At 59.3% G+C, this 26,751-nt stretch carries 28 protein-coding genes; 10 read left to right on the top strand and 18 right to left on the bottom strand.

Annotated elements, in window-relative coordinates; translation table 11 throughout:
• Window positions 1–90: 90 nt before the first annotated feature.
• Genes mnmG through CMN55_RS08905 form a run of 4 tightly spaced genes read left to right on the top strand, consistent with a single transcriptional unit; the run spans window position 91 to window position 4,559 of the window.
• Window positions 91–1,953: a tRNA uridine-5-carboxymethylaminomethyl(34) synthesis enzyme MnmG gene (mnmG, locus tag CMN55_RS08890; protein WP_293949435.1), complete on the top strand. Its 1,863-nt coding sequence runs from the start codon at window positions 91–93 to the stop codon at window positions 1,951–1,953.
• Window positions 1,946–2,596, top strand: coding sequence for a 16S rRNA (guanine(527)-N(7))-methyltransferase RsmG (gene rsmG, locus CMN55_RS08895; RefSeq protein ID WP_366932017.1), 651 nt, complete (start codon window positions 1,946–1,948; stop codon window positions 2,594–2,596). Before mnmG ends, rsmG begins: the two co-directional genes overlap by 8 nt.
• Window positions 2,593–3,408: a ParA family protein gene (locus CMN55_RS08900; protein ID WP_293949437.1), complete on the top strand. Its 816-nt coding sequence runs from the start codon at window positions 2,593–2,595 to the stop codon at window positions 3,406–3,408. The genes rsmG and CMN55_RS08900 overlap by 4 nt, the downstream gene beginning before the upstream one ends.
• Before the next feature lie 23 nt (window positions 3,409–3,431).
• Complete coding sequence (locus CMN55_RS08905) at window positions 3,432–4,559, top strand: ParB/RepB/Spo0J family partition protein (RefSeq protein ID WP_293949438.1); 1,128 nt, start codon at window positions 3,432–3,434, stop codon at window positions 4,557–4,559.
• Between the two features lie 26 nt (window positions 4,560–4,585).
• Here CMN55_RS08905 and CMN55_RS08910 read toward each other — a convergent pair whose 3' ends face one another.
• Window positions 4,586–5,482: a LysR family transcriptional regulator gene (locus CMN55_RS08910; RefSeq protein ID WP_293949439.1), complete on the bottom strand. Its 897-nt coding sequence runs from the start codon at window positions 5,480–5,482 to the stop codon at window positions 4,586–4,588.
• Between the two features lie 147 nt (window positions 5,483–5,629).
• On the opposite strand from CMN55_RS08910, the gene CMN55_RS08915 reads away from it, so the two are divergent.
• Together CMN55_RS08915 and CMN55_RS08920 are read left to right on the top strand one after the other, a co-directional pair.
• Entirely contained in the window at window positions 5,630–5,875 is a 246-nt protein-coding gene (locus CMN55_RS08915; protein WP_293949440.1) for a hypothetical protein, read from the top strand.
• Window positions 5,868–6,416 carry a GNAT family N-acetyltransferase gene (locus CMN55_RS08920; RefSeq protein WP_293949441.1) on the top strand — a complete coding sequence of 183 codons (549 nt, stop codon included), beginning with the start codon at window positions 5,868–5,870 and terminating at the stop codon, window positions 6,414–6,416. Before CMN55_RS08915 ends, CMN55_RS08920 begins: the two co-directional genes overlap by 8 nt.
• Window positions 6,417–6,459: 43 nt before the next feature.
• Here CMN55_RS08920 and CMN55_RS08925 read toward each other — a convergent pair whose 3' ends face one another.
• The 6 genes from CMN55_RS08925 to CMN55_RS08950 form a co-directional block, all read right to left on the bottom strand.
• Entirely contained in the window at window positions 6,460–7,080 is a 621-nt protein-coding gene (locus CMN55_RS08925; RefSeq protein WP_293949442.1) for a pyridoxamine 5'-phosphate oxidase family protein, read from the bottom strand.
• Between the two features lie 182 nt (window positions 7,081–7,262).
• On the bottom strand, window positions 7,263–7,910 hold the full coding sequence (locus CMN55_RS08930; RefSeq protein WP_293949443.1) for an HAD family hydrolase: 648 nt from the start codon (window positions 7,908–7,910) through the stop codon (window positions 7,263–7,265).
• On the bottom strand, window positions 7,911–8,924 hold the full coding sequence (holA, locus tag CMN55_RS08935; protein WP_293949444.1) for a DNA polymerase III subunit delta: 1,014 nt from the start codon (window positions 8,922–8,924) through the stop codon (window positions 7,911–7,913).
• 10 nt (window positions 8,925–8,934) lie between these two features.
• Entirely contained in the window at window positions 8,935–9,435 is a 501-nt protein-coding gene (gene lptE, locus CMN55_RS08940) for an LPS assembly lipoprotein LptE (protein ID WP_286801014.1), read from the bottom strand.
• On the bottom strand, window positions 9,422–11,983 hold the full coding sequence (leuS, locus tag CMN55_RS08945; protein WP_293949445.1) for a leucine--tRNA ligase: 2,562 nt from the start codon (window positions 11,981–11,983) through the stop codon (window positions 9,422–9,424). The genes lptE and leuS overlap by 14 nt, the downstream gene beginning before the upstream one ends.
• Window positions 11,984–12,093: 110 nt before the next feature.
• The gene (locus CMN55_RS08950; protein WP_293949446.1) at window positions 12,094–12,639 is read right to left on the bottom strand and encodes a DUF3576 domain-containing protein; all 546 of its coding nucleotides are present in this window, start codon (window positions 12,637–12,639) and stop codon (window positions 12,094–12,096) included.
• A 339-nt stretch (window positions 12,640–12,978) separates the two neighbouring features.
• On the opposite strand from CMN55_RS08950, the gene CMN55_RS08955 reads away from it, so the two are divergent.
• The 3 genes from CMN55_RS08955 to CMN55_RS08965 all read left to right on the top strand — a co-directional run bounded on the left by CMN55_RS08955 (window position 12,979) and on the right by CMN55_RS08965 (window position 15,820).
• Window positions 12,979–14,067, top strand: coding sequence for a porin (locus CMN55_RS08955; protein WP_293949447.1), 1,089 nt, complete (start codon window positions 12,979–12,981; stop codon window positions 14,065–14,067).
• Between the two features lie 118 nt (window positions 14,068–14,185).
• Window positions 14,186–15,025, top strand: a complete 840-nt coding sequence (locus CMN55_RS08960; protein WP_293949448.1) for a sulfotransferase domain-containing protein — start codon at window positions 14,186–14,188, stop codon at window positions 15,023–15,025.
• A gap of 102 nt (window positions 15,026–15,127) precedes the next feature.
• Window positions 15,128–15,820, top strand: a complete 693-nt coding sequence (locus tag CMN55_RS08965) for a YggS family pyridoxal phosphate-dependent enzyme (protein ID WP_293949449.1) — start codon at window positions 15,128–15,130, stop codon at window positions 15,818–15,820.
• 96 nt (window positions 15,821–15,916) lie between these two features.
• On the opposite strand, the gene CMN55_RS08970 is transcribed toward CMN55_RS08965, so the two are convergent.
• The 3 genes from CMN55_RS08970 to ribA all read right to left on the bottom strand — a co-directional run bounded on the left by CMN55_RS08970 (window position 15,917) and on the right by ribA (window position 18,632).
• Window positions 15,917–16,429, bottom strand: coding sequence for a L,D-transpeptidase family protein (locus CMN55_RS08970; protein WP_293949450.1), 513 nt, complete (start codon window positions 16,427–16,429; stop codon window positions 15,917–15,919).
• Window positions 16,430–16,476: 47 nt separating this feature from the next.
• Window positions 16,477–17,391 (bottom strand): hypothetical protein, encoded by a 915-nt coding sequence (locus CMN55_RS08975; RefSeq protein WP_293949451.1) that lies wholly within the window; start codon window positions 17,389–17,391, stop codon window positions 16,477–16,479.
• Between the two features lie 119 nt (window positions 17,392–17,510).
• Window positions 17,511–18,632, bottom strand: a complete 1,122-nt coding sequence (ribA, locus tag CMN55_RS08980; protein ID WP_293949452.1) for a GTP cyclohydrolase II — start codon at window positions 18,630–18,632, stop codon at window positions 17,511–17,513.
• A gap of 286 nt (window positions 18,633–18,918) precedes the next feature.
• Here ribA and CMN55_RS08985 point away from each other — a divergent pair, with 286 nt between their 5' ends.
• A complete protein-coding gene (locus tag CMN55_RS08985) occupies window positions 18,919–19,620 on the top strand; it encodes a response regulator transcription factor (protein ID WP_293949453.1) in 702 nt (233 codons plus the stop codon).
• Here CMN55_RS08985 and CMN55_RS08990 read toward each other — a convergent pair.
• The 8 genes from CMN55_RS08990 to CMN55_RS09025 all read right to left on the bottom strand — a co-directional run bounded on the left by CMN55_RS08990 (window position 19,617) and on the right by CMN55_RS09025 (window position 26,744).
• Window positions 19,617–20,918 carry a bifunctional folylpolyglutamate synthase/dihydrofolate synthase gene (locus CMN55_RS08990; RefSeq protein ID WP_293949454.1) on the bottom strand — a complete coding sequence of 434 codons (1,302 nt, stop codon included), beginning with the start codon at window positions 20,916–20,918 and terminating at the stop codon, window positions 19,617–19,619. The two genes, CMN55_RS08985 and CMN55_RS08990, sit on opposite strands and share 4 nt — an antisense overlap.
• A 13-nt stretch (window positions 20,919–20,931) precedes the next feature.
• The gene (gene accD, locus CMN55_RS08995; RefSeq protein WP_293949455.1) at window positions 20,932–21,888 is read right to left on the bottom strand and encodes an acetyl-CoA carboxylase, carboxyltransferase subunit beta; all 957 of its coding nucleotides are present in this window, start codon (window positions 21,886–21,888) and stop codon (window positions 20,932–20,934) included.
• A 12-nt stretch (window positions 21,889–21,900) separates the two neighbouring features.
• Complete coding sequence (gene trpA / locus CMN55_RS09000; protein WP_293949456.1) at window positions 21,901–22,719, bottom strand: tryptophan synthase subunit alpha; 819 nt, start codon at window positions 22,717–22,719, stop codon at window positions 21,901–21,903.
• Window positions 22,716–23,927 (bottom strand): tryptophan synthase subunit beta, encoded by a 1,212-nt coding sequence (gene trpB, locus CMN55_RS09005; protein ID WP_293949457.1) that lies wholly within the window; start codon window positions 23,925–23,927, stop codon window positions 22,716–22,718. Before trpB ends, trpA begins: the two co-directional genes overlap by 4 nt.
• 20 nt (window positions 23,928–23,947) lie before the next feature.
• Window positions 23,948–24,607, bottom strand: coding sequence for a phosphoribosylanthranilate isomerase (locus CMN55_RS09010; RefSeq protein WP_293949458.1), 660 nt, complete (start codon window positions 24,605–24,607; stop codon window positions 23,948–23,950).
• On the bottom strand, window positions 24,608–25,318 hold the full coding sequence (pyrF, locus tag CMN55_RS09015) for an orotidine-5'-phosphate decarboxylase (protein ID WP_293949459.1): 711 nt from the start codon (window positions 25,316–25,318) through the stop codon (window positions 24,608–24,610).
• A gap of 105 nt (window positions 25,319–25,423) precedes the next feature.
• A complete protein-coding gene (gene lhpI, locus CMN55_RS09020; RefSeq protein WP_293949460.1) occupies window positions 25,424–26,368 on the bottom strand; it encodes a bifunctional Delta(1)-pyrroline-2-carboxylate/Delta(1)-piperideine-2-carboxylate reductase in 945 nt (314 codons plus the stop codon).
• Window positions 26,369–26,375: 7 nt separating this feature from the next.
• Window positions 26,376–26,744, bottom strand: coding sequence for a lipopolysaccharide assembly protein LapA domain-containing protein (locus CMN55_RS09025; RefSeq protein ID WP_293949461.1), 369 nt, complete (start codon window positions 26,742–26,744; stop codon window positions 26,376–26,378).
• Between the last annotated feature and the right edge of the window lie 7 nt (window positions 26,745–26,751).

Here is a 26,751-nt window from a genome sequence, read left to right on the forward strand (position 1 = left end):
GTTTCACGTGAAACATTTTCTTGGGGTCGATTCTGCCCTTGTCAAAAAAGCCGAGTCTCTATATTTAGAGCCAGATATTGCGGAGTTTTTATGAGCAAATTTGATGTCATCGTCATCGGGGGAGGGCACGCAGGCTGCGAGGCGGCGGCGGCGTCCGCGCGACTCGGGGCGAAGACCCTGCTGATCACCCATAAGCTGGAGACCATTGGCGAAATGTCCTGCAATCCGGCCATTGGCGGGCTGGGGAAGGGACATCTGGTGCGGGAAATTGATGCGCTGGATGGCGTTATGGGCCGGGTGGCCGATGCGGCGGGCATTCAGTTTCGCCTTTTGAACCGGCGCAAGGGGCCCGCCGTCCGGGGTCCGCGCGCTCAGTCGGACCGCAAGCTCTATCGCGAGGCCATGCAGGCGGCCCTCATGGATCAGGAAAACCTGACCCTCCGCGCGGCAGCGGTGGAGGATCTGATGGTTCAGGACGGCGCGGTCACAGGCGTGATTACCGCCGACGGCACCGAGATATCCGCCGCGAAAGTCATTCTGACCACCGGCACTTTCCTGCGCGGCCTGATCCATATGGGGGAGAAGACGTTTCCCGCGGGGCGGATCGGCGATGCGCCCTCCATGGGGCTGTCCGCCACTCTTGAAAAGGCAGGCTTTATTCTTGGTCGTCTGAAAACCGGGACGCCCGCGCGTCTTGATCGGAACAGCATCAACTGGTCCCTTCTGGAAGAGCAGCCGGGCGATGAGGTGCCGGTGCCCTTCTCCTTTATGACGGACAGAATCACGACGCCGCAGATCTCCTGTCATATTACGACGACGACAGAGGCGACGCATCGGGTTATCCGCGATAATCTGCACCGCGCGCCGATGTATTCCGGGCAGATTGAGGGGACGGGGCCGCGCTATTGCCCGTCGATCGAGGATAAGGTTGTGCGCTTTGCCGACAAAACGGGCCATCAGATCTTTCTGGAGCCTGAAGGGCTGGATGATGACACCATTTATCCCAACGGGATTTCCACCTCTCTGCCCGAAGAGGTGCAGATGGCCTTTCTCAGGACCATTCCCGGCCTTGAAAAGGTGGAATGGTTTCGCCCCGGCTATGCCATTGAATATGATTTCGTTGATCCGCGCGAATTAAAGCCGACGCTGGAAACCCGGCGGCTCAAAAATCTGTTCCTGGCGGGGCAGATCAACGGCACGACCGGATATGAAGAGGCGGAGGCGCAGGGGCTGATGGCCGGACTGAACGCCGCGCGGGCGGCCGGTGGCGGGGCGGATATTGTTCTCGACCGGGCCGACGCCTATATCGGTGTGATGATTGACGATCTGGTAACGCGCGGGGTGACGGAGCCCTATCGCATGTTTACCTCCCGCGCTGAATACCGCTTGATTCTGCGCGCCGATAATGCGGATCAGCGGCTGACACCGCTCGGGGTCGCGCTTGGTTGTGTCGGATCGGCGCGGGCCGCGCATTTTAACCGCAAAAGCACGGAACTTGCGCGGGCGCGGGCGGTTTTTGACGGCCTTAAGCTGACCCCCAATGAAGCGCGCCAGCAGGGGCTGAATGTGAATCAGGACGGGGTGCGGCGCTCGGCCTTCGATCTGCTGGCCTATCCGGATATTGACGGGGAGGACATTCTCCGTATCTGGCCGCAGGTGGCGGAAATTGCCCCGGATATTCGCGAACAGCTCGCCATCGACGCGCTGTATAGCGGCTATCTGGAGCGGCAGAAGGCGGATATCCGCGATTTCCGCAAAGATGAGGAGCTGACCCTGCCGGAAAACATCCGGTTTGAAGAAGTGGCGGGGCTGTCCACGGAAATCCGTTTGAAACTGTCGGAGGTGCGGCCGACAACGCTGGGCCAGGCCGCGCGTATTTCCGGCGTCACCCCGGCGGCGCTGACGGCGCTGCTCTCCTATGTCAAGCGCGGCGTCCATCGCCAGCATGGGTGAGGGCGATTCCCGATTAGACGCGGCGGGATTTCAGGCCGCCAGCAATGTTTCACGTGAAACATTGGACCGGCTTGAGACCTATGCCGGGCTGCTGGAAAAGTGGCAGAAGGCCATCAATCTCGTTGGAAAATCGACGCTGCCGGACCTGTGGCGGCGGCATATGCTCGACAGTTATCAGCTCCTGGTATTGGCGGGCCGCGGGGCGGGATGTTGGCTCGATCTCGGCAGCGGCGCGGGATTCCCGGCGCTCGTCGTGGCGATCTGCGGTAATTATGACGTTCACGCCATTGAAAGCGATCATCGCAAATGCCTGTTCATGGGAAATGTTTCACGTGAAACATTGGCCGACCTCACCGTGCATCGCGGCCGGATTGAGGAAATTCCGCCCTTTCGCGCCGATGTCATCTCCGCCCGCGCCCTCGCGCCGCTTGAAAAGCTGCTCGAACTGGCGGCCCCTTTTGCCCATGCGGACACAGAGTTTCTGTTTTTAAAGGGGCAAGATGTAGATGAGGAATTGACCAAAGCTTCTAAATGTTGGATTATGAAGGTCGAAAAACACCGTAGTGTAACAAGTGAAGACGGCACAATCCTGAAAATCACTAATTTGCGCCGCCGCTCACCTTCAACAGAGGCAGTATCATGACACTGGACAAGGCAGGTCTCAAGGTTCCGGCAACGGCGCGTATCCTGGCAATTGCCAATCAGAAGGGCGGCGTCGGCAAAACCACAACGGCAATCAATCTGGCAACGGCGCTGGCCGCCATTGGCCAGCGGGTGCTGATTATCGACATTGACCCGCAGGGAAATGCCTCGACCGGGCTTGGGATCGAGCGTGATGACCGGGAGAAAAATGTCTATGGCGTGCTGATGGGGGAGACGCCGATCCGCGCCGCCATTCACAAAAGCAAGATTCCGCAGCTTGATCTGGTGCCCTCCACCGCCGATCTGTCAGGGGCGGAGCTGGAACTCATTGAACTGCCGCGGCGCAGCCACCGTCTTTATGATGTGGTGTCCGAAGTGCGCGGCGATTATGATTATATCCTGGTCGATTGCCCGCCGTCCCTCAATCTGCTGACATTGAACGCGATGGTCGCCGTTCACGCGGTGATTGTTCCGCTGCAATGCGAGTTTTTCGCCCTTGAAGGGCTCAGCATGTTGATTAAGACCATCGAACGGGTGCGCGCGACCCTCAATCCGGGGCTGGAAATCCAGGGCGTGGTGCTGACCATGTTCGACAGGCGCAACAATCTGTCCATTCAGGTGGCGCAGGATGTGCGCGATTTTCTCGGCGACAAGGTGTATCGCACCGTTATTCCGCGCAACGTGCGGGTCTCCGAGGCGCCGAGCCACGGCAAGCCGGTGCTGATCTATGATCATCGCTGCGCCGGAAGCCAGGCCTATATCCGCCTTGCCAGTGAAGTGATCCGGCGCGAACGACATCTCAATGCGGCCTGACGGGCCTGAATGCGGTTGACCCTATGAGCGACGATATTTCAAAGAAAAAACTCGGGCGGGGGCTGTCGGCGCTGCTCGGCGATGATATGGCCAGCGACTATGCGGATCTGGACAAGGTCCGCTCGACCAAGGAAGTGCCGGTCGAACAACTGCGCGCCAACCGCTATCAGCCGCGCCTCGACTGGGATCAGGAGGCGCTTGAGAATCTTGCAGCCTCTATCGCGGAGAAAGGCGTTCTGCAACCTATACTTGTCAGGCGGAACCCCACGTCCGACAGCGAATATGAAATTGTCGCCGGCGAGCGGCGCTGGCGCGCGGCGCAGATTGCGCAGCTTCACCAGGTGCCGGTCATCATCAAGGATCTGACCGACGCCGAAAGCATGGAAATCGCGCTGATCGAGAATATCCAGCGCGAAGACCTCTCTCCCATCGAGGAGGCGGAAGCCTACAAGCGGCTGATGGGGGAGTTTGACCATACGCAGGAAAGCCTCGCGCTGCATGTCGGGAAAAGCCGGGCGCATGTGGCGAATGTCATGCGGCTGCTGACCCTGCCGGGGTCGGTGCAGCGGCTGGTGCGCGATGGCAAGCTGTCCGCCGGGGCGGCGCGGACACTGATCAATCACGACGATGCCGAGGCGCTGGCGAAAAAGATCGTGGCCGAGGGTCTGAGCGTGCGGGCGGCGGAAAAGCTGGCGCAGCGCAAGAAGATAGACCCGCTGACCACCGACGGTTCCGGCCCGCCCGGCAAGATGGCGCGCAAATTCGCGAAAGAAATGGCAAAAACCGCCGATGTCCGCGCCCTTGAATATGATCTGTCCAACGCCGTCGGCATGGAGGTGGATATTGATCATTTTTCGGACGGCCACGGAAAAATCACCATTCTGTATTCCAATCTGGACCAGCTTGATGATGCGTGCCGCCGCCTGACGCGGGAGCCGCTGCATATGATCCGCGAGGAGGATCCTATTGAGCCGGGCTACAGCAGCGTGGATGACGGCGTATATCTCGATGATGAGCCGGATGAAAACGGCTATTATCCGAATCCCAACCTGCCGCGGGGCGACAGGGAGGCGAGCCGTGAGGACGCACCGGACGATGACAGCCCTGACGATGAAATCAGGGACGCCCTTGATGAGGCGCTGAAAGACTGATCAACCCATAAGGGTAATTTACCCGGTCAGTGTGGCGCCGCGCGGAAGCTTTCCAGCAGAAAATCGAGAAAAACCCGCACTTTCGGGGAAAGATTGCGCCGGGTGCAGTAAACGGCGAAGATATCCGTCGGTTCCTCCTCATATCCGGGCAGCAGGCGGATCAGACGCCCTGCGGCGATGTCTTTTTCCACCAGATAGGAAGAGAGCTGCGCAATGCCGAGCCCGGCAAGAGCCGCATGATACACGGCATCGGCGCTGTTGGCGGCGAAATTCCCGTCTGCATGAATGGTCCATTTGTGCGGGCCATCGCGAAAATGCCAGTCATTCCAATGCGACACCGTCGAGACGGAGAGGCAGTTGTGATCCGTCAGCGCCTCCGGCGTCTCCGGCGCGCCATGGGCGGCGATATAGGCGGGAGAGGCGCAGAGAATGCGCCGGCTGCTGCCGAGTTTGCAGGCGATGGCGGAGCTGTCGGTGATCTGCTCGGGAAAGCGGATGGCGAGATCAAAATCGGAATCGGAGAGGTTTACGGCGCGGTCCGTCAGCTCCAGCGTGATCGTCACCTCCGGATATTTCGCGGTGAACAGCGGCAAGATCGGCAAAAGCCGTGCCTTGCCGAAGGCAACGGTTACCGCCATATGCAGATTGCCCTTTGGCGTGCCGCTGAAAGACAGGGCGAGCGCCTCCGCGCGGGAGACTTCCGCCGAAATTTCCGCGCAGCTCTCATAGAAGGAGCGGCCTTCCGCCGTCATCGACACCTGCCGTGACGACCGGTTGAGCAGCCGCACGCCGAGCTTGTCTTCAAGCTGGCCGATCTGCTTGCTGACCGCCGAAGGGGTCAGGCCAAGGCTGCGGGCGGTCGCGGAAAAACTCCCGTGATCCACCACGCTGGCGAACAAAATCATCTGGCTGGCGAGATCCATCGAGACCTCCATCTATTCCTCTGAGGCAAAGCAGCTATGACAAAACAGGGGCTTATCAAATGCTGCGCTGCGACATACATTGATTGTGCAATGCAGCATAACTATGGCTGCGATCAAGGTCATTCGCAAGAGTAAAAGGAGCATATTATGACGAATATCTATCAGGATCGTCCTGCTGACGAGATTACGATTGCGGACCTTGCGCGACACATCCGGGAGGGCCGGCGGCTGCGCAGTGAAGAAGCGCACAGGCTGCTGGGATGCTTTAACGCATTGGTTCGCAATGGATTTACCACTGTTGGAAAAGGATTCGCGGCTATTGGCAGGCGGATTGCTTCCAGCATGGAAACAAAGGCCGCCCGCATGCAGAAAACGGGCATGTTCTATGAATAGCCAACCGGCGATAACGGGCTTGCCTGTACGTCCGGGCCCTCTCGCGCCTTTTTATCGCGAATTGCGCCCGGCCGAACATGGCCTGTTGCAGGATCATATATTCCGGCTCAGCCCGGAAAGCCGCATCCTGCGCTTCGGATATCCGACATCCGACTATACGGTCAGCCGCTATTGCGCCAATGAAAACCAGCCGCTGCCGATTATCTGCGGCGCGTTTGTCGGCGATGTGCTGCGCGGGGTGATCGAGCTGCGCTTTGGCGGCGAATTGCCGGAAAAGGCGGCGGAAATCGCCATCAGCGTCGAAGACGACTGGCGGGATATGGGCATGGGCACGGCGCTGATGACGCTCGCCTTTCGTCTCGCGCGCGATCACGGGCTGACGATGCTGGAGGTGAATTTCGTCCCGCATAATACGCCGATGCGCCGTCTCGCCCGCAAGTTCGGCGCCAGATTCTCCACCCAGACGGGCCTGATCAAGGGCAGCTTTTCCCTTACCGATCAGGGCTTTGCGGCAGTAGCCGGGTCCAGGACCGCCGCCTGAGCCGCCCGCTGGTGGCCCCGTCCGCCACTCAACCTGTCGATCCTCACCAGAGGGTGGATTGCTGGCGGGCGGGGAGCCCGGCATCATACGCATCCGCATCAAACCCGGGCAGGGCGCCTTTCGTCATCTGCCCGGCCGTCGGGACATCCCCCTTTGCTAGCTGCGCCGCCGCATCCCACAGTTTCGCGCGCTTGATCGCCCGCGCGCATTGGAAGTAAACGGCCTCAATCCCGATTATCAGCACGGTCACCGGCGCCTTGTCGCCAACGGTGAAACTCTCCAGAAGATCCGGATCGGTGGTCAGGCGGGCGCGGCCATTGACGCGCAATGTTTCCTCGATCCCGGGGATGAGAAACAGCAGTGCAACACGCGGATCGGTAACAATATTGCGCAAGGAATCGATGCGGTTATTGCCGCGCCGGTCGGGAAAGGCGATATGCCGGTCATCGAGGATGCGGAGAAGCTGCCCCGCCGCATCGCCGCGCGGGGAACAGTCAAGCCCGCCCGGCCCGCTGGTCGCAAGGGTGAAAAACGAGGCCTTTTCCAGCCAGCGGCGGTATTCCGGCGTCAGCGCCGCCGTTTCCTTGGCGATGGAATTGGGATTGACCGGGCCATACAGCGCCTCCAGCGCCGCGAGAGAGGTGATTTCGTCTGACTGCGCCATGCTGCGCCTTTCCGATTGAAAGTTTCAGTGTTCCGCCGCTGAGGACGGCCGATCCAGCGTCTCCGCCCATTCTTCCGTCCAGTGATCGAAAGAGGCAAGCTTTTTTACCAGTGTCACCTGTTGCGTTCTATGGCCAATATCGCCCGGATAGAGACAGAGGATTTCGCCGCGAAATTTCCGGATTAAATCCCGAGAAGGGCCGGCAGCGCGCTCATATCCTTGAAAATCGTTGCGCCCGCGGCGGCGAGTGTTGCGCCGTCGCCATGCGGCGCATAGCCGAGGCAGGGGATGCCCGCCCGCGCCGCGCCGGTGGCGCCAAGGGGGCTATCCTCCACCACGATGGCCTGATGGGCCGGAATGGAAAAGGCGGCGAGCGCGGCCTGAAACAGCGCCGGATCGGGTTTGGACACCCTGAGGCTATGGGCCGAGAAAATCGCTCCGTCAAAGCGGGGATACAGGCCAGGAAGGCCGAGGGTGATCTGCATTTTCGCCTCACTCCCGTTGGAGGCGACGCAAAAGGGAATACCTGCCGCCTCCAGCCGGTCAAGCACTTCCGGAATGCCGGGAATGGCCTCAACGCCCTGTTTTAAAGCCGCAAATTCCTCGCTATATACCTCGTCGATCCAGTTGTCCGGCAGGACGGCGCCCATTTTCTCGACGGCCGGGCGGATATTGAGCATGCTCCAGCCCGTAAAGAGACGGAGGCAGTCCTCCGTCGTGAGATCAAGGCCATAACCGCGCAGATTGGCGGCCAATGCGGCGCAGGAAACCGGCTCCGTATCCACAAGAACGCCGTCGCAATCGAAGATGACAAGTTTGGGCCGCGGCATTTATCGTCTCCGGTTCGCCATGGAAATGCGCATCAGGGCCCGGCGGCAAATCGCTTCTTCCGGATAACCCGTTGATTTGCATTTAATTTCCGCATCGAGAAGAATATCGAGACAAATCGCCATATGAGCGCTGGCCCGGCCGCCGATCTGCGCCGCCGCCTTTTTCTGGTTGAAAAAGGGAATCCCGGCCTTGCGGATGGCGTCTTCGGTGCGCAGCCCCGCATCGCGCAACGCCGCCGCCTTGTGCAGCTGTTTGAGTTGCCCCTGCAGAATGCGCAAGAGGCCGATGGGGCTTTCCCCGGCGGAAAAGGCCTTGTTCATCTGCCTCTCCAGCCCCTTGAGATCGCCGAGCAGCGTGGCATCAACAATGTCGAAAATACTCTGGGCCGAAGAATCGCCGATATTCGCCCGCACATCCTCGAGTGTGAGAGGTTCGCTGCGCCCGTGCATATACAGAACGAGCTTATCCAGCTCCTGGCGGGAAACCGCCCGGTCACTGCCGAGATTTTCACGCAGATAGTCGATAATCTCCCGCGCAGGGGCAAGCCCGGCCTCGCCCAGCACCTCGTTGATCAGCGCGAGGATATCCTGACCCCGGTCATGCTGGCAGGGAATGACAACCCCCTGTTCCGCCTTGCTGACCGCTTTGACGAGGGCGCTGTCTTTACGGATATCGCCCGCTTCGATCACGATGAGGCTGTCGGGCAGGGGGATTTCCAGCAGCGGTTCGATATAGCTTTTTGAGTTGGCGTTCGCGCCGCGCAGACGCACCACCCGCTCGCCCCCCATCATGGAAAGGGCGGTGGCTTCATCCATCATCCGGGCCGGATCGGCCGCGATATCGGCGGCCTCCAGCTCGCTATAGCGGAAAGGGTCATCCAGACTGTCCAGGACGGAGAGGCAAAGGGCGCGCGCGAGTTCGCGCACCAGCCCTTCATCGGGCCCGAAAAACAGGAAAACCCGATGTGTCGCGTCGCGGGCTTTGAGATAGGCGGGGAATCGGCTGCTGCTCATCTCCACCGGATCAGCGCCCCGAGAAGAAAACCGACAGCTGCTGGTTTATCTGCTCAGCCGCCACCAGCGCGGCGCGCCGCCGGGCGTTGTTGCCAGCGGACAGATTGGCAAACTCCGATTCCACCACGTTATAGGCGGCCAGATTCTGCGTTGATCCGGAATAGATGACCTGTTTCGTCTTGAGATCAACAAGGTCGAAATGACTGTTGAGCCGCATATTATAACGGGTCGTGGTGTCATCGCTCTGAATGGCGAGACCTTCGGACATTTCCTCGATCCGGATACTCAGACGATAGGACGGCTTTGCGGGAGTGCCATACGGATTGGCGAGATCCAGCAGCTCGTTGCGCAAGGTCTGGCCGGTGCGGCCGCGGATCGGTTCGATATAGGTGAGCGCCAGCTTTTCCTGCACATTGGCATTGCGCGTGGCGCTGCCATACAGCGGCTGGAACCCGCAGGCCGACAGCAGGCTTAAGATAAGAAAAACAAGGCTGACCCTAAATAACGACATTGACGATCCGGTTTGGCACGATGATGATTTTGCGAATGGCGGCATCGCCAATCGCATTCTGGACCGTTTTCTGCGCCAGTGCAATTTCTTCGATCTTTTCTTTCGTCTCGTCAACCGCCACCTCTATGGTGCCGCGCAGCTTGCCTTTGACCTGAACGGCGAGGGTGACCCTGTCTTCCACAATGAGGGAGGGGTCGGCTTCGGGCCAGCGGGTTTCCACCAATATGGTGTCATGGCCCAGCATTTGCCACAGCTCTTCCGCCAGATGCGGCATCATCGGGCCGACCAGCTTGACGATCATTTCCATGCTTTCACGCAGCGCCCATTTGATATCCGCCGCGTCGCTGAACTTCACTTCGCCCAGGGCGTTCATGAACTCATAGATGCGGGCGATGGCGTTATTGAAATGCAGGTTTTCAATATTTTCTGTAACCTGCAACACCGTTTTATGGGCGATCTTGCGCAGCTTCTTCGCCGCATCGGAAAATTCGCCGGGTTCCGCTGTGCCAATGGGGGCGATGGCGTCGACATTTTCAGTGATATAGCGGTAAAGCCGTTGCTTGAACCGCCAGGCGCCGGTGGCGCCCGCATCGGTCCATTCCATGTCGCGGTCCGGCGGGCTGTCGGACAGGACATACCAGCGCGCGGCGTCGGCGCCGAATTTTTCGATAATCGCGCCGGGATCAACGACGTTCTTCTTCGATTTCGACATTTTTTCGACCCCGCCGACGGTGACGGGCTTGCCGGTTGCGAGCTCCACCAGCTTGCCTGCGTCATTCTGGCCAACCTCATCCGGCAGCAGCCAGTCGCCGCTGGCCGATTTATAGGTCTCATGGGTGACCATTCCTTGCGTGAACAGCCCGGCGAAGGGTTCCGCCACATGCGACCAGCCGGTCTGCATCATGGCGCGGGAATAGAAGCGGGAATAGAGCAGATGCAGGATCGCATGCTCAATGCCGCCGATATACTGATCGACAGGCAGCCAGTAATCCACCTTGTCCCGCTCCACCGGCAGATCGGCGCGGGGGGAGCAGAAGCGCGCGAAATACCAGGAACTGTCGACGAAGGTATCCATCGTGTCGGTCTCGCGCGTCGCATCACCGCCGCATTCGGGGCATTTGACATGTTTCCATGTCGGATGATGATCGAGCGGGTTGCCAGGTTTATCAAAGGTCACGTCATCGGGGAGCTTGACGGGGAGGTTTTCTTCCCTCTCCGCCACCGTGCCGCATTTTGCGCAATGGATCATCGGAATCGGACAGCCCCAGTAGCGCTGCCGCGACAGGCCCCAGTCGCGCAGGCGGTAGTTGATCTTTTCCGTGCCCTTGCCCATTTCCTCCAGCCGGCGGATAATCTCGGACTTCGCGGCCTCCACCTCCAGGCCGTTCAGGAAATCGGAGTTGATGATCTTTCCGGGGCCGGTATAGGCGGTATCAAGGATTTCCGGCGCGGTTTCTCCGTCCGGCGAGACAACCGGCGTGACTTCAAGGCCGTATTTCCGCGCGAAATCCAGGTCGCGCTGGTCATGGGCGGGACAGCCGAAGATGGCGCCCGTGCCATAGTCCATCAGCACGAAATTGGCGACATAGACCGGCAGGGTCTTGCCGGGAATAAAGGGGTGGGCGACTTTGAGGCCCGTATCGACGCCTTTTTTCTCCGCCTTTTCGATGGCTTCCTCGCTGGTGCCCATCTGATGGCATTCGGCGACGAAGGCTGCGACCTTCGCATCATCCTTCGCTAGCTGTTGGGTCAGCGGATGATCGGCGGAGATGGCCATAAAGCTCGCGCCGAACAACGTATCGGGCCGCGTGGTATAGATATCGAGCGGGTCCTGTTCGTCAATGATCTCAAAGGCAATGCGCGCGCCCTGACTGCGGCCGATCCAGTTCTGCTGCATCAGCCGGACGCGGTCGGGCCAACGGTCGAGCGTTTCCAGGGATTTCAGCAGTTCCTCGCTGTAATCGGAAATGCGGAACATCCATTGATCGAGCTTGCGTTTTTCGACCACGGCGCCGGAGCGCCAGCCCTTGCCGTCGATCACCTGTTCATTGGCGAGCACGGTCATATCGATCGGATCCCAGTTGACCCAGCTTTCCTTGCGATAGACAAGGCCTTTCTTGAAGAAATCGAGGAACAGCTTCTGCTGATGCCCGTAATAGCCGGGGTGGCAAGTGGCGATTTCCTTGCTCCAGTCCAGCGAGAGGCCCATGCCCTTCAGTTCGGCCCGCATATTGTCGATATTGGCATAAGTCCAGTCGGCGGGATGGACGCCCTTGTCGCGGGCGGCGTTCTCGGCGGGCAGGCCGAAAGCATCCCAGCCCATGGGATGCAGTACGTTGAAGCCCTGCGCCTTTTTATAGCGCGCAACCACATCGCCCATGGTGTAGTTGCGGACATGGCCGATATGGATGCGCCCCGACGGATAGGGAAACATCTCCAGCACGTAATATTTGGGGCGTGAGGGGTCGGCCTCAACCTCGAAACTGCGCTTGTCGGCCCAGATGGCCTGCCATTTGGCTTCTACTTCTTTTGCATTATAGCGGGACATAGCTGCTTCCCGTTCAATCCTGATCAGTCGATGATAAAATATGAGGCCGCCTCACATCACCCTGCCGCAGGCAAGGGCACGAAAAGGGAGGCGACCTTGTTATTAAAGAGTTATTCGCCTTCCCGGGCGATGCGGAGATCCCGCGCCTTGGCAAGGATAGCGTTTTCGATATCCGTTGTGACGGTGGGTGACAGGGTAACGGGCACCCACTGGTTTGACACGTCGAGATTCTGCTTGAAGGCGGTGACGCGCAGGCCGTCGGCGCGCAGGCGCCGGTCGAGAATATAGACGGTCACCTTGAAGCGCTCGCTCGGCGAATCAGGGGAGGTATACCAGTCTGTAATGATGACGCCGCCGAACGGATCCGCCGAAGAGAGGGGCATGAAGGACAGCGTATCGAGGGAGGCGCGCCATAGATAGGCGTTAACACCGAGCCCACCGCCGCCGCCAACGCCATCCTGAAGGGACTTGTCATCGCCGCCCAAAATGCCGCCGCTGCCGAAGATCGTGTCCGTCGGCGCATTGCCTGTCTGATACACCTGCCCGCGCCGTGATGTCGGAAAAGTGGAATCGGCGCCCAGATCAGATTCGCAAGCGGTGAGCAACAGCGCCAGAAAGCAGGCCCCTGCAGAAACGAATATCCGATGTCGTGTCATAATCCTAGAAATCCTTATGTCTTTTGGCCATTGGACGTGTCAATTCGGGCGAAATAAAGGTGGCTGAGTTTATGCCAGCTTTCCTGTCCGGACAACAGCAGAAAATTAAGGAATCCGGCGCAATTTGATCAATGCCGCCCCGGCACCCGGAAACAGAGCCTGATCAGTTTGTGGCTTTTTTGGCACAGTCCGGCAATTTTGGCCAAATAGCCAACGTCTTGCGCTTGACCGGAGAGGCATTAACCGACTTTACTCCCTATTGACTAACAGGGCCGTCAGGTCTTGCGTCTGTATTTTTAATCTAGTTCTCTGGCTTTAATAGAGCAGAGGGGAGACAAAATGAAAAAAGCAATCTTGGGTACAACAGCGCTTGTAGCCGTTGGTGCGCTGGCTGCAGCACCGGCTTCCGCCGCTGAAAAAATCAAGCTCGGCCTTGGCGGCTACATGCATTCCACCTATTTCTATCAGGATTCGGATGAGCCGGCCGGTACGCCGAACCGCGCATCTGACCGGGTAACGCAGGAAGGCGAAGTTTTCTTCACCGGCGAAACGACGCTCGATAACGGTATCAAATTCGGCGTCAACATCCAGCTCGAAGCCTATACAAAAGCCGACCAGCTTGACGAAACCTACATCTATGTTGATGGTTCCTTCGGTCGCGTTCTGATCGGTTCAGAAGACAGTGCTGCATACCTGATGCATTACGACAGTCCGTCACCGGTTCCGATGTACTCCGCTGATTCGCCCAACATTTGGCCGACGGGTCAGGTGAACACCACCCGTCCGAACCTGTTCGGATTCCAGGACGTGGACAAGATTACCTATTTCACACCGCGTTTCGCCGGCTTCCAGTTGGGTGGTTCTTATGTTCCCGATGGAACCTCTGAAACGGGTTCCCTTGGAAATAGCCAGTATTCGGCCCCGAACCCCAAAGCCGGTCTTGATCGCAGTTGGTCAGCTGCGGCCAACTATGTCAACAAATTTGGTGCTGTTGACGTAGCGTTCTCCGCAGGTTATCAGGAGGGGAAAGTTTTTGGTGCTGCTGAAGATATGAGCGAATACTCTTTTGGTACTTCTATTGGCGTTGCAGGCTTCACAATCGGTGGTGGTTATAAACAGGTAAAGGACATAGCCGGTATTTCTGATAATGACAGCAAGGTATGGTCCGCAGGTCTGAAATACGGCATGGGTCCATGGGCAGTTGGTGTTCAGTACGCCAAGACGACTTTCGATCAGCTTCAGACTGTTGGTACGGGCACTCTTGATGATCAGGATACCTGGATCATCGGTGGTCAGTACACACTCGGCCCCGGAATCACGGCCTTCGGTGGTGTGCAGATGGACGACAACAACCTGACTGCAAGCTCGTCAACTCGTATGGCTGGCGAGACGAATACGTTCTTCGTTGGTACAGCTCTCTCCTTCTAATCTGAAGGTCGCTAGAGATAGAGGAGGGCAGGTTTTCCTGCCCTTCTTTTTTATTGTTTGCACTCATCTGGCTGACTATTTTCTCCATAGAAACGATCATCAGGGAAACGGCAATACTATGGGCGGAATAATCTGGCTGGCATCCTATCCGAAATCGGGGAATACCTGGGTTCGCACCTTTTTGCATAACCTGCTGCTCAATGCTGACCGGCCGGCGGACCTTAACGAACTCTCAAAATTCACCATCGGGGATGGCAACAAGGGCTGGTATGAGCAGGTGACGGGCAAGCCTTTCGCCAGTTTCAGCCCCGAAGAAATCGCCGCCCTGATCCCGAAGGTGCATCGGGCTTATGCCCTGTCGCGAACCGATTCCGTTTTCGTCAAAACCCACAATATGTTCGGCAAAATTCATGATGTGCCGCTGATCACGCCGGAATATACGGCGGGCGCGGTCTATATTCTGCGCAATCCGCTCGACGTGGTGATTTCGCTGTCCGATCATTATGGCACGGACATTGATCAGGGCGTCGAGATGATCACCAACCCCGAGGCGTTCAGCGCCGAGACGGATCGCAAGCTGGCGGATTATCTCGGCTGTTGGACGACCCATGTCACCTCCTGGCTGACCATGGAAAAATCGCGGCGGCATGTCATGCGGTATGAGGATATGCTGTTCAAGCCGGAGGCGGCGTTTGGCGGCCTCGCGAAATTTCTCGGATTAAAGCCGCCGAAGGACCGGCTGCGGCGGGCGATCAAATTTTCCTCCTTCAAGGAATCGCAAAAGCAGGAACAGGAAAAAGGCTTCGTCGAACAGTCAGACAAGGCGGAAAAATTCTTCCGGGTCGGCAAGGCCGGACAGTGGAAAACCGTTCTGAACAAGGCGCAGATTGACGCCATTGTCGCGGCGCATCGGGATATGATGGGAAAATTCAAATATCTGCCGCCCGGCTATAAATAGGCTTTTTGCAGAAAAATAGTCGTAAGCGGGACGATTTTACGCAATCTGCCTCTTTTAATGCAGGATACTGCAGAGTTTTCACATTAGCGAAAGGTCCGTCACATGGCCGCCGACGCCACCAGCATCAGAAAAGAAATCGCCGCCAATTTTTCAGAAATCAACGCCCGCATTGCAAAAGCGGCGGCTAAATGGGGGCGAGGCGCGCCGGGAATTGATCTGATCGCGGTCAGCAAGCGCCAGCCGGATGAGCTGGTGGCGGCGGCGCTGGAAAACGGTCACCGGCTGTTCGGCGAAAACCGGGTGCAGGAGGCCGCGGGCAAATGGCCCGCCTTTCGCGAACGATATCAAGGGATCGAGCTGCATCTGATCGGCCCCCTGCAAAGCAACAAGGCGAAAGAGGCCGTTGCTCTGTTCGACGTGATCGAGACGGTCGACCGAGTGAAAATTGCCCGCGCTCTGGCCACGGAAATGCAGGCGGCGGGGCGCATTCTGCCGGTCTATATTCAGATCAATACGGGAAAGGAGCCGCAGAAAGCCGGTATTTTCCCCGAAGAAGCGGATGCCTTTATCCGGCAGTGCCGGGAAGAATTTGGCCTGAATGTCGTGGGGTTGATGTGCATCCCGCCGGTGGAGGAACAGCCCGCACCACATTTCGCCCTGCTGGCGCGGATCGCGGAGCGCAATGGCCTTTCCCGCCTCAGCATGGGGATGAGCGCCGATTTCGAAACGGCGGTGCAGTTCGGGGCCACATCCGTGCGTGTCGGAACGGCGCTGTTCGGCCTGCGGGAGGGCTGACCCCGGCGGCTGTCAGAACAGGCTTCGTCGGATGCGTCGCCGCCGCGGAAGAAGGAATATTTGGCAAGGGCACTGCCCGGCGGGGGCATGGCGCGCTTATCCGGCATGGATATGCAGGGCGCTGTCTGCCTCAAGCGCGGCCAGGAGGGCGAGAAGATCCGCCTTTTTAAGGGCAACGCAGCCTTCCGTCGGGCCATAATCAGGGCGCGCCACATGCATGAAAATGCAGCTTCCCGCGCCTTTCACGGGCGGATCGTCATTATGGCCGAGCACGACAACAAGGTCATAGAGATCATCTCCCCGCCACAGGGTTTCATGACGCGCCGCAAACGGCAGGCGGACAGGACGGTTATAGGCCTCGCTCCCCGGATCATCGCACCAGCCATCCTCCGGCTCAATAGGGCGGGAGACCAGGGAGGTTGCGGGCGGAGACATCTTGTCCGCCCGGAAATGCAGCCCACGCAGCGGAAAGCGACCGGCCGGGGTGGCGCCGTCGCCCTCCCGCTTTTGCAGGGTGATGCCGGATTTGCCAAGGGCGCAGTCAAAGGCAAGCTCGCCAAAGCGGAGCCTGCCGCGCGTGCCGTCAGTGGCGGTTACATGCATATCCATGGGCGCAGTCTATCCGCAAGATGATGAAAAGTCATCCATGCGGGCGATTATGGCGAAACACCGCCTGCATCCGTGTCGGCGATGAACTCCGCCGGAACCACGCGGTTCATGGCGTTGCTGCGCTGCTGATAGGCGGCGCTCGCGGCTTCGGCGCTGATTGCCGGACTACCGGGCGCGGCGGGCGGCTGGGCGCGGAAACTCTGGAAGACCGCATGAAGCTGCTCTTCCGTCAATTCCGGCGTTTTGGCCTGTTCAACCTGTTGCAGGATAAGCGGCTTCTGCCCCCGCCATTCAAGCCCGCCTGGCATATCATGGGCGGCGGCTTCCGTTGCTGCAAGGCCTGCGGTCGCCGGGGGCATCGCCCTTTCGGGCGCTTTCAGAGATGCGGGAGGGGCAAAAGGGGCAATCAGGGAAGGGGTGGTCCCATCCGCTGTCGACATCAGGGCAGGCGTCACGGCGCCACCGGCAAGGGAGTTTCCGGTCATGTCGGCAGGCAGGGCGACGACCGTATTCTCAACAGGGGCATTTGTCGCAGGCGTATCGGCGATCAACACGTCGCTTTCGCCCTCCGGCGCGGTTTCGTCCTCTCCGGAAAAGAAGGCGACAACATGTTCCCCGACATCGAGGCCGGTGGCCTCTTCAATGGCGGAGTTGACAAGCGAGGCGGCAAAGCCGATCGCGCCGCCGTAAAGAGTGCCGCCGATCATGCGCGATCCGGGGCTGATCTCATCCCCGGTGAGTTCCCGGTACAGGGTTGAAAGACCGGGAATATGTTGCAGCGGATTAATGATATCGAGGAAGTCGGCAAATCCGAACCCATCTTCGCCAAAGCCGTCTTTACCGGCCACCGTCTCCCCCTTCGCGGCCCCGGATTCTTCCGGCACATAGCGCGCAAAGGAATCGCCCATCAGCGCACGGCCGAGATAGGCATAGGGGTCATGGGTTATGGCATCTGTATACATATCACTCTCCTCCCGCCTGTCTATGCAAGGAGGATGCCAGCCAGATTGCCGATTTTCCGGGACGGGCAGAACCGATAGAGAGAAGGGGCGGCAAAAACTGCCGTCCCGCGCGCGTCGCCTTACAAATAATGCCCACTTCGCTTTTTCTTGGTAAGCAGATACAGCTCGTTATGGGTGTTGGACGGGAATTTATGCGCGACGCGCTCCGTCACCTCGATGCCCTGCCGTTCCAGCCCCTCGACCTTTTCCGGATTGTTGGTCATGAGGCGGATCTTGGTGATGCCAAGTTGTTTCAGCATCTCCGCCGCCGGGTGAAAAATCCGTTCATCCGCATCAAAGCCGAGCCGTTCATTGGCGTCAATGGTATCAAATCCCTGTTCCTGCAGCTTGTAGGCGCGCAGCTTGTTGATCAGCCCGATGCCGCGGCCTTCCTGCGCCAGATAGAGGAGAACGCCGCCGCCTTCATCCCCGAGCGCTTTAAGCGCGCCGCGAAGCTGCTCCCCGCAGTCGCATTTGAGGGAGCCGAGAAGATCGCCGGTGAAACATTCCGAATGCAGGCGGGCAAGCACAGGCGAGCGGCGATCAGGGTCGCCAACAACAATCGCCAGATGCTCGATCCCGCCATCCTGCGGGCGGAAGGCATGAAAGGTTGTATTCTCGGAGGCCTGAAGCGGGACTTTGGCCGAGGCGACTTTTTTAAGCCGAAGGGCCGCCGTTTCCTCAAAGGACAGGATATCCTCGATATCAATAACGATCAGACCATGATCTTCGGCCAGTCCCGCCACCTGTTGCAGATCGAGCGGGGCCGCCAGGACGGACGGCAGCAGGCGCGAAAGCTTGGCGAGCTTGACGGCGGCGGAATAACTGGGCGGCAGGGGACCCTTGAGCCGCGTAAAAGGGCCGCGCAGCGGCTGGTCCAGATCATAGACCGCATCGGCAAGCCCGCGCATCATCGGCGCATCCATCCAGTCATCTATGCGGATAGACACAGCGTCATCGCCGGTCGGCAGGATATGCAGCACATTGGCGCGATGGGCCGTCAGCACGAGGACGGGGGTCTCCCCGCTGCGGGCGCCAAGGGCGGACAGCTCGGGATCATAGGCCATTTCAGTCGCGAGAATGAGCGCGGCCTCCTTGTCTCCCCGGACAATGAGGCTCAAGCCCCGGCGTAAATCCGCAAGCGCGCGGTCAACCGCGCGCAGCCGTCCAAGATCTGTTTCGTCGTTTTTATTCCTGGTCATTGTGCCTGAACCCGGTGCCAATGGAAGAATTGGTGAGTTGGTGAGAGAGTATTAGCAGGACGGAGCCGCTCGCCGCAAATGTTAAGTTATAACAATATCTGTTGCAGGCCGGATTTTCCGGCTTGTTGTGACAGGGGCTATGCTGCGGGATTTATGAATTTCCCATCACGTAACTGTGAAAAAGCATTGTTCCAAGGCGTTATTGCCCTTGAATATCCCGTCATGCTACCAATTTTTTAACAGAACGGGTGAAAAGCCCTGTAAGTTCATAACGGGAAGGAAGCCGATGACGGGGGCCAAGAAAATACTTCTGGTGGATGATGATGCCGCCCTGCGGGAGACGCTGGCAGAGCAGCTGGATCTGCATCAGGAATTTGACATCAGCCAGGCGGGCACGGCGGCCGAGGCGATGGCCAGCATCAAGGACGCCCATTTTGACCTGATCCTGCTGGATGTGGGCCTGCCGGATATGGACGGGCGGGAAGCCTGCAAGCTGATCCGCAAGGGCGGTAACCGGACGCCGGTCATCATGCTGACGGCGCAGGACAGCGATGCTGACCAGATTCTCGGCCTTGAGGCGGGCGCCAATGATTATGTGGCCAAGCCGTTCCGTATTGGCGTTCTGCTGGCGCGATTGCGATCCCACCTCCGCCAGCATGAGCAGAGCGAGGACGCCGTTTTCACCATCGGGCCCTATAGCTTCCGCCCGGCGTCCAAGCTGATGCTGCACAAGGAGACAAACCAGAAAGTGCGGCTGACGGAGAAGGAAACCTCCATCCTTAAATATCTCTATCGCGCCGGAAACAAGGTGGTGACGCGGGATATCCTGCTGAATGAGGTGTGGGGCTATAACGCCGGGGTCACGACCCATACGCTGGAAACCCATATCTATCGCCTGCGCCAGAAGATTGAGAAGGAACCCTCTGCGGCGACGATCCTGATTACGGAGCCTGGCGGATATCGCCTTGCCCCGGACGGGGCGGGCTAACCGTTTTCCCGCAAGACCTGCCCGGCGAGATAAAGGCTGCCGGTGATCAGCAGGCGGCAGGGCGCGCGCCTCAGATCATCTTGCAGCGCCGTCATCGCCGCCATGAGGGAAGGCATTGCCGCCGCGTCGATCCCGCCCGTGCGGGCAAGCGTGGCCAGCTCCTCTGCCGAGGTGGCGTTCGCTTCGCCGGGAATGGCGATGCAGCATCCCCGCGCGATCACGGGGGAAAGATTTCTGAAAAAGGATGTCTGATCCTTCGTTTTCAGCATCCCGGCCACCATAAAGGTGGGCTTTCTGTCTTTTTGGTTCCACTCATCGAAGCTGGCGGCGATTTCCGCTGCGGCGGCGGGATTATGGCCGCCATCGAGCCAGACTTCCACATGATCGGGCAGGCTGTTCATCAGGGGCCCGCGCGTCAGGCGTTGCATCCGGCCCGGCCACTCGACCCGTCGAAGCCCTTCGGCAATGGCAGCATCAGAGACGGTAAACCCTTTTAACCGATCGAGGCAGGCGATGGCCGTCCCGGCATTGGCAATCTGGTGACGCCCGTTAAGGGCGGGCAGGGGAAAGGTCCGAACGCCGCCCTCATTGCGGTAGCGCCAGCCCTCCTCCATGGGGTCCGCGAACCAGTCCCGGCCATATATATATGTGGGGGAGGCCAGCGTTCCTGCCGTTTTTTCCAGTACCTCACGGGCAATAGAGACTTGCGGACCAATCACGACCGGTACATTTTTCTTTATGATACCGGCTTTTTCCCCGGCGATACCGGCAAGATCGGTGCCGAGAAAATCCGCATGATCCTGGGAAATGGGCGTGATGGCCGTGAGGGCGGGGCGTGCCACCACATTGGTGGCATCAAAGCGTCCGCCAAGCCCGGTTTCCAGCAGCAGGATATCGCCCTTTGTCTCGGCGAAGGCCTTGAAGGCGGCGATGGTGGTGATTTCGAAATAGGTGATGGGCGTGTCGCCATTGGCCGTTTCACACTCGGCCAAGAACCGGCTGAGCTCCTCCTCCGCAATAATGTTACCGGCGAGGCGGATCCGCTCGGCAAAGCGGACGAGATGGGGGGAAGTGTAGACATGCACGCGGTAGCCGGCCGCCTCCAGCATCGCCCGGAGATAGGCAAGCAACGAGCCCTTGCCATTTGTGCCCGCCACATGGATAACGGGCGGCAGGCGAAGATGCGGATGATCCAGCTTTGCCAGTAGCGGCATCATCCGGTCCAGCGTCAGATCAATAATCTTCGGATGCAGCGACATCATCCGCGTGAGGATGCGGTCGCTCTCATTTTCCGTCATGCGGGAAAGGTCTCTATTTGCTGTCCCCGGATGCAGGCTGGGCGGATCCGCCCTTTATGTCGGAGACTTTTTCCGTCGCTGCCTTTTTGCCATTTCCCTTTGTTGTTGCGGGCGGCAGTTTCAGCGTGCTGGCGAGCAGATCGACCAGCCGGGCAAGAGTATCGCGCATCTCCCGGCGATGGACAACCATGTCCAGCATCCCGTGATCGAGCAGGAATTCCGCCCGCTGAAAGCCTTCGGGCAGGGTTTCGCGGATCGTTTCCTCAATCACCCGCGGCCCCGCAAAACAAATAAGCGCGCCCGGTTCGGCAATCTGGATATCACCCAGCATGGCGTAGGACGCCGTGACGCCGCCGGTCGTCGGATCGGTCAGGACAACGATGAAGGGCAGGCGATGTTCCTTAAGGCGTTGCACGGCAACGGTTGTCCGTGGCATCTGCATGAGGGAGAGAATACCCTCCTGCATCCGGGCGCCGCCTGCCGCGGAAAACAGGATAAGCGGCGCTTTTTGCAGGATGGCGAGCTTGGAGGCCGCGACGATGGCCTCCCCCACAGCGAGGCCGAGCGATCCCCCCATGAAATCGAAATTCTGCACCGCGATGACGGCGGCATTGCCCTTCAGCTTACCATGGGCGACTTTCATGGCGTCTTTATCGCCCGTCTTGTGGCGGGCTTCTTTCAGACGGTCCGTATAGCGCTTGGAATCGCGGAATTTCAGCGGGTCAAGCGGCACTTCCGGAAGTTCGATCTGGTCATATTTGCCGTCATCGAACAGCGCATCAAAACGTTCCTTCGGCGAGACGCGCATATGATAGTCGCAATGGGTGCAGACATTCTGATTGGCCACAAGGTCGCTATGGAAAATCATCTGGCCGCAATCCGGGCATTTGACCCAGAGATTGTCGGGCGTTTCCTGTTTCGTCGTCAATTGCCGGAATTTCGGCAGGACCTTGTTCGTCAACCAGTTCATAATCGCGTCCTGTTACGTCTTTTTTACACTCCGGATGCCCGCGGAAATCTCCCGCGCCAGATCAAGCACCCGTTTTACCGCATCTTTATTGTCGCTGCCAAGGGCGACCTGTTCCACCAGCGCCGTGCCGACAACGGCGCCATCGGCAATTTTGGCAATCTCCGCGGCCTGCGCCCCTGTCCGGATGCCAAAGCCGACGGCAATCGGCAAGTCCGTCGCCTTGCGGATGCGCTGAAGGGCGGTGGCGACATCGGCGGGCTTTGGGGCGGCCGCTCCCGTCGTTCCGGCGATGGAAACATAATAAAGGAAGCCCGAAGAATTGGCGAGAACCTTGGGAAGGCGTCTGTCGTTTGTCGTCGGGGTCGCCAGGCGGATGAAGTTGAACCCGGCGGCGCGGGCGGGCAGGCATAGCTCGCTGTCCTCCTCGCTCGGCAGGTCGACAACAATCATCCCGTCAATTCCGGCGGCGCGGGCATCTTTGAGGAAGCGATCCACGCCATAGGAATAAATCGGGTTGTAATAACCCATCAGGACAATCGGTGTTTCATCGTCTGTTTTGCGAAATTCCGCAATAAGATCAAGCGTTTTGCGAAGGGTTGTCCCACTCGCAAGGGCCCGCAGGCCCGCCTGCTGGATCGCCGGACCATCGGCCATTGGATCGGTGAAGGGAAGGCCGACTTCAATGATATCCGCGCCCGCCGCCGGCAGTCCCTTGACAATTTCGAGGGCACTTTCAAGGTCGGGATCGCCCGCCATGACATAGGTGACAAAGGCGGCGCGGCCTTCGGCTTTCAGCGCACGGAAGCGGCGGTCAATACGTGTTTCGCTCACAGATCAACCCCCAATGCGCTGGCAACGGTGAAAATATCCTTATCGCCCCGCCCGGAAAGATTGACGACGATAATGTGGTCTTTCGGCAGGTCCGGCGCGATTTTTTCAAGATGGGCAAGCGCGTGGGAGGATTCCAGCGCCGGAATGATCCCTTCAAGGCGGCAGCAAAGCTGAAATGCGTCCAATGCCTCCTGATCCGTGGCATTCACATATTTGACCCGCCCGACATCATTGAGCCAGGAATGCTCCGGCCCGATGCCGGGATAATCCAACCCGGCGGAGATGGAATGAGCCTCCAGAATCTGCCCATCGTCATCCTGAAGCAGATAGGTGCGATTACCATGCAGCACGCCCGGCCGCCCGCCTTTCAGCGACGCGGCGTGCTTATCCGTGTCGATCCCGTGACCCGCGGCCTCCACGCCGATAATCTCGACGCTTTCTTCATCAAGGAAGGGATGGAATAGCCCCATGGCGTTTGATCCGCCGCCGATACAGGCAAGCAGCGTATCGGGCAGGCGGCCTTCGGCTTCCCTCATCTGGCGGCGGGTTTCCTCGCCGATGATGCATTGAAAATCACGGACAAGCTGCGGATAGGGGTGCGGCCCGGCCACCGTACCGATGATATAGAAGGTATCGGCGACATTCGTCACCCAGTCGCGCAGCGCTTCATTCATGGCGTCTTTCAACGTGCGCGCGCCGGATTTGACGGGGATAACCTCCGCCCCCAGCAGCTTCATGCGGAAGACATTGGGTTTCTGCCGTTCGATATCCGTCTCGCCCATATAAATTGCGCATTTGAGACCGAAGCGCGCGGCGACGGTGGCGGTGGCGACGCCATGCTGCCCCGCGCCGGTTTCCGCAATGATGCGGGTTTTGCCCATGCGGCGGGCGAGCAGGATCTGCCCCATGCAGTTGTTGATCTTGTGCGCGCCGGTATGGTTGAGGTCCTCGCGTTTGAGGTAAATCTTCGCCCCGCCATAATGTTCCGTCAGCCGCTCGGCAAAATAAAGCGGGGATTCGCGGCCGACATAATGCTTCAGCAGGCCGGAAAGCTCCTTTGCAAATTCCGGGTCTTTTTTGGAGGCTTCATAGGCGGCGTCCAGCTCAAGGATGAGCGGCATCAGCGTTTCGGCGACAAACTGCCCGCCGAAAATGCCGAAATGGCCCGTTTCATCCGGCCCGGTGCGATAGCTGTTCAAATTTGACATGCCTTTTTATGCCTCAAACATCATTCTTCTGTTTCAATTTTTGCGACGGCTTTCAGAAAAGCCTCAATCGCGGCGGGATCCTTGCGTCCCGGTTCAAATTCCACGCCGGAGGAGGTATCGACAATCCTCGCCTTCGAAATGCGGATGGCGTCAGCAATATTTCCGGCATTCAGACCGCCCGCCAGCATCCAGGGTGTTGAAATCCTGATCCCGGCCAGCAATTCCCAATCGAAGGCAAGCCCATTCCCGCCCGGCAAGGCATTTTCCGTGTTTTTAGGCTCTTTTGCATCAAACAGCAACATATCCGCAATGCCGTCATAGGACGGAATGGCCTTGAGGGAGGCGGCGCTGTCAATTTTCACCGCCTTGATGACCGGAAGGCCGAAGCGGGTTTTGATGTCTTTAACCCGCTCCGGGCTTTCACTGCCATGAAGCTGGATCCAGTCGAGGGTCATTTTTTCCAGCACCTCTATAATGTCGGTATCGTCCGGATCGACGAAAAGTCCGACTTTCTGCGCGGTTCCCGTGGCTCCGGCGGCCAGTTCCGCGGCCTGCTCGGGGCGGATGCTGCGCGGGGAGGGCGGATAGAAGACAAAGCCGACAAAGGCAGCGCCATGGCGCAGGGCGGCATCAAGGGAGGCGGCGTCATTCAGCCCGCATATTTTGGCAAGGACGGCCATTCAGGCGGCAATGTCCCGGACAATGGCGCGGGCGGCGGCGGCCGGATCATCCGCTGCGGTAATCGGTCGACCGACCACGAGATAGCTGGCCCCGTCCCGGATTGCTTCGACCGGGGTTTTCACGCGCTTCTGGTCGCCGATATCACTCCCGGCCGGGCGAATGCCCGGAACCACCAGCTTGAAGTCTGGCCCGCAGGCGCGGCGCAGCGCGGCAATTTCGCGCGGACTGCAAATAACGCCATCGGCGCCATTTTGTTGCGCAAGTTCGGCCAGACGCAGAACCTGTGCCTCTGCGGTATCCGTTACGCCAATGGCGGTGAGGTCCGCATCATCCATGCTGGTGAGGACAGTAACCGCGAGGATCAGGGGGCGGTGATCGCCAAACTCCGCCGCGGCCTCTGCGGCGGCGCGGATCATGGCGGGCCCGCCGCTCGCATGGATGGTCATCATGGACGGATTCATCCGCCGGGCGGCGGCGCGCACGCCGCCTGCGACCGTGTTCGGGATGTCATGAAATTTAAGATCGAGGAACAGCGGCGTTTCCGCGCCCGCGACGGCCATGACGCCTTCCGGTCCATGGGCGGTGAAAAACTCCTTACCGAGTTTCAGCCCGCCGGAAATGGCGGCAAGCGTCTGGCCGAGCGCCATCGCCGCCGCCAGATCGGTCGTGTCGATGGCGGTGAAAATGGCATTTTTCGGCGGTTGTCTCATGTCCGGACCCTCATCCGCATAGATATAGGCGAAATCTGCCGCGATAATAGAGGCTTTTGCCAAAATGAAAAGCGATAGAGACGCTTTCCTGCCGCATTTTTGCGGTTATTTGCCGCTGCCTGACTCAAAGGCGAGAATGGCGGCGGCCAGATCTTCGAGCGCGGCGCCCGTTGATTTGAAGAGGGTGATTTCGGCTTCTGAGGCGCGGCCCGGATGGGCGCCCTGGCAAAGATCGAAAAGATCGGCGCGGAGATCGCTTTCGCGGATCAGTCCGACGGCCAGCGGCTGCACGATATCGCCCGCTTCCTTAAGGCCGCCCTCCCGGGTATCGACAAAAAGGCTGGTGCGCTGGACGGCCGTATCATCGCTTTCGCGCATGGCCGGGGTGAAGGCGCCGACGAGATCGAGATGCGCGCCGTCTTGCAGCCAGTCCCCCTGAATGAGAGGTTCGGTTGAAAGCGTCGCGCAGCTGATAAGGTCACTTGCGCGCGTGGCGGCCTCAAGATCGGTGACGGCGCGAGTCGGAAACCCTTCCTTCGCCAGCAATGCCGCAAGGTTCGCGGCGCGTTCCGGCCGGTGGTTCCAGATGGTGATATCGGAAAAATCCCGGACGCTGGCATGGGCACGGATCAGACAGGGCGCCATTGCGCCCGCGCCGACCATCAGCATTTTTGTGGCGTTTTTGCGGGACAGGTAGCCTGCGGCGAGGGCCGAGGCCGCCGCTGTTCTGCGGGTTGTCAGCTCTCCTGCATCCATGAGGGCAAGGGCGCTGCCTGTCCGTGCATCAAATAGCTGATAGGTCCCCTGAACGGACGGGAGGCCCCTTGCGCCATTTTCCGGCATGACGGTCACGGTTTTAAGGCCGAGATAGCCATCCGCCTGCCAGGCGGGCATGATCAGTAACGTGCCGCCCTTGTCGTTCTGCGGCTCCAGCGCGTGATGATGGCGCAGCGGCTGGGTACAGCCCGACTGAAACATACGGCGTAGCGCCTCAATCAGGGCGGGATATTGTAAAGCGGCGGTAATTTCCGCATTTTCAATAATCCGCATCGCCGGATCAGGACGCGGCGTGATGTTCAAGCTGCCGCGCGGGCGTGGATGGCGGCGGTGCGGCCGGGGCCGGGCCTTTGGCCCGTTCCTGCTCCAGCTCCGTGCCGAGTTTTTCATTCCTGGCGGTCATCTCGTCAAGCTTGCGATGCAGGCTGCGGCTTTCCATCCGGGCGGAGGTCCGGCGCAGCCAGCCCGACAGCGCGCCGATCAGCAGACCGAGAAATCCGGCGGCCAGCAGCAGAATATAAAGCGGCAGGTCAAACACGAAGGGAAGCGGATCAAGCGAGAAGGTAACGGTTTCCCGGTTCGCGATGCTGAGCATAGCGACGACAAGAGCAATGATCAAAAACAGGATCAGGGAAATGAATTTCAGCATGCCAGCC

Origin of the sequence: Sneathiella sp., assembly GCF_002694385.1 — a bacterium.
Lineage (GTDB): Bacteria > Pseudomonadota > Alphaproteobacteria > Sneathiellales > Sneathiellaceae > Sneathiella.

What these genes read in the sequence shown, in the direction of transcription:
- CMN55_RS08930 (WP_293949443.1), bottom strand. Translation starts at nt 7,910, where the DNA reads ATGCCGCGGCCCAAACTTGTCATCTTCGATTGCGACGGCGTTCTTGTG.
- CMN55_RS08925 (WP_293949442.1), bottom strand. Translation starts at nt 7,080, where the DNA reads ATGGCGCAGTCAGACGAAATCACCTCTCTCGCGGCGCTGGAGGCGCTG.
- CMN55_RS08920 (WP_293949441.1), top strand. Translation starts at nt 5,868, where the DNA reads ATGAATAGCCAACCGGCGATAACGGGCTTGCCTGTACGTCCGGGCCCT.
- CMN55_RS08965 (WP_293949449.1), top strand. Translation starts at nt 15,128, where the DNA reads ATGGCCGCCGACGCCACCAGCATCAGAAAAGAAATCGCCGCCAATTTT.
- CMN55_RS08955 (WP_293949447.1), top strand. Translation starts at nt 12,979, where the DNA reads ATGAAAAAAGCAATCTTGGGTACAACAGCGCTTGTAGCCGTTGGTGCG.
- CMN55_RS08915 (WP_293949440.1), top strand. Translation starts at nt 5,630, where the DNA reads ATGACGAATATCTATCAGGATCGTCCTGCTGACGAGATTACGATTGCG.
- pyrF (WP_293949459.1), bottom strand. Translation starts at nt 25,318, where the DNA reads ATGAGACAACCGCCGAAAAATGCCATTTTCACCGCCATCGACACGACC.
- CMN55_RS08905 (WP_293949438.1), top strand. Translation starts at nt 3,432, where the DNA reads ATGAGCGACGATATTTCAAAGAAAAAACTCGGGCGGGGGCTGTCGGCG.
- CMN55_RS08950 (WP_293949446.1), bottom strand. Translation starts at nt 12,639, where the DNA reads ATGACACGACATCGGATATTCGTTTCTGCAGGGGCCTGCTTTCTGGCG.
- CMN55_RS08970 (WP_293949450.1), bottom strand. Translation starts at nt 16,429, where the DNA reads ATGGATATGCATGTAACCGCCACTGACGGCACGCGCGGCAGGCTCCGC.
- accD (WP_293949455.1), bottom strand. Translation starts at nt 21,888, where the DNA reads ATGAACTGGTTGACGAACAAGGTCCTGCCGAAATTCCGGCAATTGACG.
- rsmG (WP_366932017.1), top strand. Translation starts at nt 1,946, where the DNA reads ATGGGTGAGGGCGATTCCCGATTAGACGCGGCGGGATTTCAGGCCGCC.
- CMN55_RS08975 (WP_293949451.1), bottom strand. Translation starts at nt 17,391, where the DNA reads ATGTATACAGATGCCATAACCCATGACCCCTATGCCTATCTCGGCCGT.
- ribA (WP_293949452.1), bottom strand. Translation starts at nt 18,632, where the DNA reads ATGACCAGGAATAAAAACGACGAAACAGATCTTGGACGGCTGCGCGCG.
- CMN55_RS09025 (WP_293949461.1), bottom strand. Translation starts at nt 26,744, where the DNA reads ATGCTGAAATTCATTTCCCTGATCCTGTTTTTGATCATTGCTCTTGTC.
- CMN55_RS09010 (WP_293949458.1), bottom strand. Translation starts at nt 24,607, where the DNA reads ATGGCCGTCCTTGCCAAAATATGCGGGCTGAATGACGCCGCCTCCCTT.
- lhpI (WP_293949460.1), bottom strand. Translation starts at nt 26,368, where the DNA reads ATGCGGATTATTGAAAATGCGGAAATTACCGCCGCTTTACAATATCCC.
- CMN55_RS08960 (WP_293949448.1), top strand. Translation starts at nt 14,186, where the DNA reads ATGGGCGGAATAATCTGGCTGGCATCCTATCCGAAATCGGGGAATACC.
- CMN55_RS08985 (WP_293949453.1), top strand. Translation starts at nt 18,919, where the DNA reads ATGACGGGGGCCAAGAAAATACTTCTGGTGGATGATGATGCCGCCCTG.
- CMN55_RS08900 (WP_293949437.1), top strand. Translation starts at nt 2,593, where the DNA reads ATGACACTGGACAAGGCAGGTCTCAAGGTTCCGGCAACGGCGCGTATC.
- CMN55_RS08990 (WP_293949454.1), bottom strand. Translation starts at nt 20,918, where the DNA reads ATGACGGAAAATGAGAGCGACCGCATCCTCACGCGGATGATGTCGCTG.
- CMN55_RS08910 (WP_293949439.1), bottom strand. Translation starts at nt 5,482, where the DNA reads ATGGATCTCGCCAGCCAGATGATTTTGTTCGCCAGCGTGGTGGATCAC.
- mnmG (WP_293949435.1), top strand. Translation starts at nt 91, where the DNA reads ATGAGCAAATTTGATGTCATCGTCATCGGGGGAGGGCACGCAGGCTGC.
- holA (WP_293949444.1), bottom strand. Translation starts at nt 8,924, where the DNA reads ATGAGCAGCAGCCGATTCCCCGCCTATCTCAAAGCCCGCGACGCGACA.
- leuS (WP_293949445.1), bottom strand. Translation starts at nt 11,983, where the DNA reads ATGTCCCGCTATAATGCAAAAGAAGTAGAAGCCAAATGGCAGGCCATC.
- lptE (WP_286801014.1), bottom strand. Translation starts at nt 9,435, where the DNA reads ATGTCGTTATTTAGGGTCAGCCTTGTTTTTCTTATCTTAAGCCTGCTG.
- trpB (WP_293949457.1), bottom strand. Translation starts at nt 23,927, where the DNA reads ATGTCAAATTTGAACAGCTATCGCACCGGGCCGGATGAAACGGGCCAT.